We start from the raw sequence: 6,206 nt of genomic DNA on the forward strand, positions 1-6,206 counted from the left end.
CGGGAAGGGGCGGGGTGGGGAAGAAGCCCGCCGCAGGCGTCCGCCCTAGCCAGCCATCCGGCCCGCAGCCACCACCACCCGCGCCAGCTCCGCGTGCAAGATGTCGCTGTGCGCCCCCGTCGGCGCACCCCCGCGCCGTACAACCGCCGCCGCGTCGACATTCACGCATCCCGAGCCGGGGACCCCGTCGCGCAACGCCTTCGCCAGCGTGAGCACCGGCGTGTCCCGCACCGCCTTGATCCCGTCGTAACCCATCGCGCCCCACTTGCTGCCCAGCCCGGCCAGCCCCGACGAATCCCCGGCCAGCCGCGACGCCAGCGGGTAGATCACCCCGAGCGCCGTGTCGTGGCGCGAGTAACACGCCACCACGGGCCCGTCCACCCGCCGCTCCATTCCGCGCAGCGCGCCACCGCGACGCGTCGCATGCGGCAGGCGCTCCGCGAACGCGTAGTGCGAGAAGGAACCTTGGAGCAAGGTCACCGACTTCACGTTCCGTACGCCGTCGGGCAGCCCCCGCAGTGCGAAAGCGACCAGCCGCGCCCCCTGGCTGTGCCCGACCAGATGGACTCGCGTCGACGGTGACGACCGGGCGAGCTGCCCGATCAGCGGCCCGAGCCCCCGCCGGCCGACCGTCCCGGCCCGGCGCTTCATCTCGTAGTACGTGGCCTGGCGGAGCAACTCCTTTGCCCCGTTCCAGGCCTTCTTCAGGCCGCCGCCGAGCGCCAGGCTCTGCGTCTCCGGCTCCGCGTCGCCGGTTTCGGCCAGCGCCACCGCGAAGCCCTGGCACACGGTGAGCGTGTCGTCGTGCAGCATCAACGGTTCGCTCTCGCTCTGCGGCAGCTCCTCCTCCGGCTCCATGTCCGCCGCGTGCTCTGTCGTGGTCGTGATCGCGGTCGTCCGTCCGGTCAACTGCCCTACCAACCGGCCGAATTCATCGAACGCCGCCCGCTCCTCGGGCCGCTCGTCGAGCAGCTCGGCCAGCCGCTCCACGATCCGTTCGCGTCCGGGGAAGGCCTCGGCCAGCGCCTGCCGGGTGTGCTGGTCGAGGGCGGGGCCCCCGTACGCACCGGCGGCGGCGCTTCGTTCGAAGTCCGGGATCGGTTCGTCCGCGAACCGCATCGACGGCCACACGATGCCCGCATAGCCAAGCCGTACGCCGGGGGAGTCCGCGAGCAGGCCGGGGAAGGGGGCGTAGAAACGGTCGTACATCCGGGTCGCGACCGAGCGGTTGCTGTTCCAGCCGTGCGCGAACATCACCAGGTCGGTGACGTCGAGTTCCGCCAACTGTTCGCGCTGACGCGTGTTCACATCACCATCGGCGTCGAAGGTGATCTCCCGGTACGGCTCGACACGTACATCCGCCATGGCACACCCCTTGGGTCCGAACGGGCTGCTCGCGGACTCAGCATCCCGCCGGACCGAAGGACTGGCCATACACCGCGTCAGAGCAGGTGCATGGATCAAACGTGTCGGCCGGGGTCCCTGCCCCCTCAGCGGTACAGCAGATACTCCCGGCGTACGGAGTCGAACGCCGCGAGGTCGGACCGCCAGGCGCCCACCACCTCGTCCGTCCCCGCTCCCGCGTTGATCATCGTGCGCACCCGCGTGTTGCCCGTCAGCTTGTCGATCCAGTTGTCGGCCCGCCACGCGAAGCCGCTCCAGCTCCTCTTCGCCGTGATCAGCAGCGCGATGCCGCTACGCACCGGGTCGTACGCGTCCCGGTCGTGCACATGCAGCTGTACGCCGCCGATCGTCTTCCCCTGGAACTTGGAGAACGTCGGCGCGAAGTACGCCTCCCGGAAGTTCACCCCGGGCAGCCCCGCGGCGTTCGCGGCCTCCGCCCACCGGCGGTCGATGCCCTCCGCCCCCAGCAGCTCGAAGGGCCGGGTCGTGCCCCGCCCCTCCGACAGGTTCGTGCCCTCGAAGAGGCAGGTGCCGGAGTACACCAGCGCCGTGTCGGGCGTCGGCATGTTGGGGCTCGGCGGCACCCACGGCAGGCCCGTGCGGTCGAAGAAGTCGCCGCGCCGCCAGCCCGACATCTTCACCGTCTCCAGCGCCACCGGCCGCGACAGGAACTCCCCGTTGAAGAGCCGCGCCAGCTCGCACACCGTCATTCCGTGCGCCTGCGCGATCGGCTCGCGCCCCACGAACGTCGCGAACGCCTTGTCCAGGACTGGGCCGAGAGCCGCCCGCCCCGTCACCGGGTTCGGCCGGTCGAGCACCACCAACCGCTTGCCCGCGAGCACGGCGGCCACCATGCAGTCGTACAGCGTCCAGATGTACGTGTAGAAACGCGCGCCCGCGTCCTGGATGTCGAACACGATCGTGTCCACACCCGACGCCGTGAAGATGTCGGCGAGCGGCTGCCCGCTCTTCAGGTACGTGTCGTACACCGGCAGCCCCGTCGCCGGATCGTCGTAACGCCCCTGCGAACCGCCCGCCTGCGCCGTGCCGCGGAAGCCGTGCTCGGGCCCGAAGACGGCGACGAGGTTCACCCGGTCGTCGGCGTGCATGACGTCGACGATGTGCCGTACGTCCGAGGTCACGCCCGTCGGATTGGTGACGACGCCGACCTTCTGTCCCGCGAGGAGTGCGTACCCGTCGGCGGCCAGCCGGTCGAAGCCGGTACGCACCCGGAACTGTCCGGGGCGGCCGGTGGCGGCCGAGGGGGCTGCGGCGCCGAGCGTTCCTGCTGCTCCCGCCGCTCCCGCCGCCCCCGTGGCGGCCAGCAGTGCGCGTCTGGACAGGCTCATCCCAGTACCTCCGTGATTGACGCCGTCTGTCATGGCCACGCACGCTAGCGCGCGCGGCGGCCGCGGGGAACGAGCCGGGCGCCGCGGGTCGGCAGCGCCGTACCCCTTCCGCTGTTCCATACCGACCGGTTAGTCTGCCGAGGTTGTCGGCAGGAATCGGCAGGAGAGGCGGGCCTCAAGGATGAGCCAGTTCCAGGATGCGGGAGTCGTCGTCACCGGTGCGGGAGGCGGCATCGGAGCCGCCCTCGCCCGCAGATTCGCGGCCGGGGGAGCACGCGTCGTCGTCAACGACCTCGACGCGCGGAAGGTCAAGGCGATCGCTGACGAGACCGGCGCCACCGCGGTCGTGGGCGACGCCTCCGCCATCGTCGAAGAGGCCCGTGAGGTGCTCGGCGGCAAGGTCGACGTGTACTGCGCCAACGCGGGCCTCGCCTCGCCCGGCGACGCCTTCGCCGACGAGGCGGTCTGGGCCGCGGCCTGGGACGTCAACGTCATGGCCCACGTCAGGGCGGCCAAGGCGCTGCTGCCCGACTGGCTGGAGCGCGGCAGCGGCCGGTTCGTCTCCACCGTCTCCGCGGCCGGCCTGCTGACCATGGTCGGCGCGGCCCCGTACAGCGTCAGCAAGCACGGAGCGCTGGCCTTCGCGGAATGGCTCTCACTGACGTACCGTCACCGCGGGGTCAAGGTCCACGCGATCTGCCCGCAGGGTGTACGCACCGACATGCTGACCGCCGCGGGCTCGGCCGGCGAACTGGTGCTCGCGCCCACTGCCATAGCACCGGAGGACGTCGCCGACGCCCTCTTCGACGGCATCGCGGCCGACCGCTTCCTGATCCTGCCGCACCCCGAGGTCGCCGGGTACTACCAGGCACGCGCCGGGAACCCCGACCGCTGGCTGGCCGGCATGAACCACCTTCAGCAGAAGTGGGAGGAGGCCGGCCGATGAGCGAGTCGACAAAGGAATCCACGACCGGTTCGGAACCCCCGACTGAGTCGGAGTCCGCGACCGGGTCGGAGTCCACCACCGGGTCGCTCTACGCGGCCAAGCCCTGGCTCGCCCAGCTCAGCGACGCCCAGCGGGCGCCGATAGACCCGCCGGCCACCCTCCTGCACGCCTTCGGCAGCGCGGTGACCCGCGCGCCCGACCACCCCGCCCTCGCCTACTTCGACGGCCGCCTCACCTACCGCGAGACGGACGAGCTCTCGGACTCCGTCGCGGGCCATCTGGCCGCCAAGGGGGTGCGGCACGGCGACCGGGTCACCGTCATGCTCCAGAACAGCCCGCACTTCGTCATCGCACTGCTCGGCGCCTGGAAGGCCGGCGCCGTCGTCGTACCGCTCAACCCGATGTACAAGTCGGCCGAGGTCGCGCACGCGCTCGGGGACGCCGAGGCGACCGCGCTGATCTGCTCGGACCGCGCGTGGGAGGCGTATCTGCGTGACACCGCCGCCGACTCGCCCGTACGCATCGCCCTCACCGCCTGCGAACTCGACCTCCAGACCAGGAACGACACCCGGGTACTGAACTTCGAGCGGGGGGCGCCGGCCTCCGACGCGGACGACCTGGTGACCGTCGCCCGCCAGGGCCTCCCCGCCCCGGCGGGCCGGGAGCTCACCGCCACCGACGTGGCGTTGATCAGCTACACCTCGGGCACCAGCGGCACGCCCAAGGGCGCCATGAACCTCCACGGCGGAATCATGTACAACGCCGAGCGCCAGCGCACCGGACACCCCGTAGCCGAGGGTTCGGCGTACTTCGCCCTGGCGCCCCTCTTCCACATCACCGGCATGGTCTGCGAACTGGCCGCCTGCGTCGCCAACGCCGGCACGCTCGTCCTCGCCTACCGCTTCCACCCGGGTGTCGTCCTCGACGCGTTCACCGAGCACCGCCCCGCCTACACCGTCGGCCCGTCCACCGCCTTCATGGCGCTCGCGGCCACCCCCGGTGCCACGCGCGACCACTTCGAGTCCTTCCAGGTGATCTCGTCGGGCGGCGCCCCGGTGCCACCGGCCCTGGTGGAGAAATTCCGGGCGGGATTCGGCCCGTACATCCGCAACGGCTACGGACTCACCGAGTGCACCGCGCCCTGCGCGTCCGTGCCGCCCGAGAAGGAAGCCCCGGTCGACCCGGCCTCGGGGACGCTGTCCGTCGGCGTACCCGGCCCGGACACGGTCGTACGTATCGTCGACGAGAAGGGGGCCGACGTGCCCTTCGGTACGCAGGGCGAGATCGCAGTCAGTGGCCCGCAGGTCGTTCCCGGCTACTGGCGGCGCCCCGAGGCGACCGCCGAGGCCTTCCCCGGCGGGGAACTGCGTACCGGCGACATCGGCTTCATGGACGAGGCCGGCTGGCTCTACGTCGTCGACCGCAAGAAGGACATGATCAACGCGTCGGGCTTCAAGGTCTGGCCGCGCGAGGTCGAGGACGTCCTCTACACCCACCCGGCGGTGCGCGAGGCGGCCGTCGTCGGCATCCCCGACGCGTACCGGGGGGAGAGCGTCAAGGCGTACGTCAGCCTGCGCCCCGGTGCGGAGGTGGCGTCGGCGGACATCTCCGCGTATTGCGAGGAACGGCTGGCGGCGTACAAATATCCGCGCGAAGTGGAGATCCTGCCCGAACTTCCCAAGACGACGAGTGGGAAGATCCTCAGGCGGGAACTGCGTTCCCGTTCCTGAACCATCAACCGGTTGTTTCGACGTAAGGCAGGTGGCGGCAATGGCCAGGACGACGGACGGAAGCGGCATCCCCGTCCCCCAGAGGCTGCTGGCCGCCGCCACCCGCCTGTTCGCCGAGCGCGGCTACGACCGTACGTCGGTGCAGGAGATCGTGGAGGCGGCCGGCGTCACCAAGGGCGCGCTCTACCACTACTTCGGCTCCAAGGACGACCTGCTGCACGAGGTGTACGCCCGTGTTCTGCGGCTCCAGCAGGAGCGGCTCGACGCGTTCGCCGACGCGGACGCGCCGGTGGAGCAGCGGCTGCGGGACGCGGCGGCGGATGTGGTGGTCACGACCATCGACAACCTCGACGACGCGTCGATCTTTTTCCGCTCGATGCACCACCTGAGTCCGGAGAAGGACAAGCAGGTGCGGGCGGAGCGGCGGCGGTACCACGAGCGGTTCCGGGCGCTGGTGGAGGAGGGGCAGAAGGCGGGCGTCTTCTCGACCGCGACGCCGGCCGACCTGGTGGTGGACTACCACTTCGGGTCGGTCCACCACCTGTCGACCTGGTACCGCCCGGACGGCCCGCTCACACCGCAGCAGGTGGCGGACCACTTGGCGGACCTGCTGCTGCGGGCGTTGCGGCCGTAGGGGGGTGCGGGTGGGTGCCGCAACGCGGCACTATCCAGCCCCTCCGGCGTTTGAGGAGCGGGGCCTGGGGCAGCGCCCCAGTTCGGGAAGGGGCGGGGTGGGGAACAGGCCCCGCGCAGCGGCACCCGCCCGCACCCGCACCC

The 6,206-nt window shown here is 71.3% G+C and carries 5 protein-coding genes; 3 read left to right on the forward strand and 2 right to left on the reverse strand.

Annotation, left to right across the window (positions count from 1 at the left end):
• Positions 1–45: 45 nt before the first annotated feature.
• A complete protein-coding gene (locus tag J7E91_RS33035) occupies positions 46–1,365 on the reverse strand; it encodes a serine-threonine protein kinase (protein ID WP_214910701.1) in 1,320 nt (439 codons plus the stop codon).
• Between the two features lie 125 nt (positions 1,366–1,490).
• The gene (locus J7E91_RS33040; RefSeq protein ID WP_214910703.1) at positions 1,491–2,753 is read right to left on the reverse strand and encodes an exo-beta-N-acetylmuramidase NamZ domain-containing protein; all 1,263 of its coding nucleotides are present in this window, start codon (positions 2,751–2,753) and stop codon (positions 1,491–1,493) included.
• A gap of 181 nt (positions 2,754–2,934) precedes the next feature.
• Here J7E91_RS33040 and J7E91_RS33045 point away from each other — a divergent pair, with 181 nt between their 5' ends.
• From J7E91_RS33045 to J7E91_RS33055, 3 genes are read left to right on the forward strand one after another with little or no spacing between them, the layout of a single operon-like run.
• Entirely contained in the window at positions 2,935–3,699 is a 765-nt protein-coding gene (locus J7E91_RS33045) for an SDR family oxidoreductase (protein ID WP_214910704.1), read from the forward strand.
• Positions 3,696–5,429, forward strand: a complete 1,734-nt coding sequence (locus J7E91_RS33050; RefSeq protein WP_214910706.1) for a class I adenylate-forming enzyme family protein — start codon at positions 3,696–3,698, stop codon at positions 5,427–5,429. The genes J7E91_RS33045 and J7E91_RS33050 overlap by 4 nt, the downstream gene beginning before the upstream one ends.
• Positions 5,430–5,469: 40 nt before the next feature.
• Positions 5,470–6,063 (forward strand): TetR/AcrR family transcriptional regulator, encoded by a 594-nt coding sequence (locus J7E91_RS33055; protein ID WP_028815694.1) that lies wholly within the window; start codon positions 5,470–5,472, stop codon positions 6,061–6,063.
• The last annotated feature ends 143 nt before the right edge of the window (positions 6,064–6,206 follow it).

This window comes from Streptomyces sp. ISL-99, assembly GCF_018614005.1.
GTDB lineage: Bacteria > Actinomycetota > Actinomycetes > Streptomycetales > Streptomycetaceae > Streptomyces > Streptomyces flavidovirens.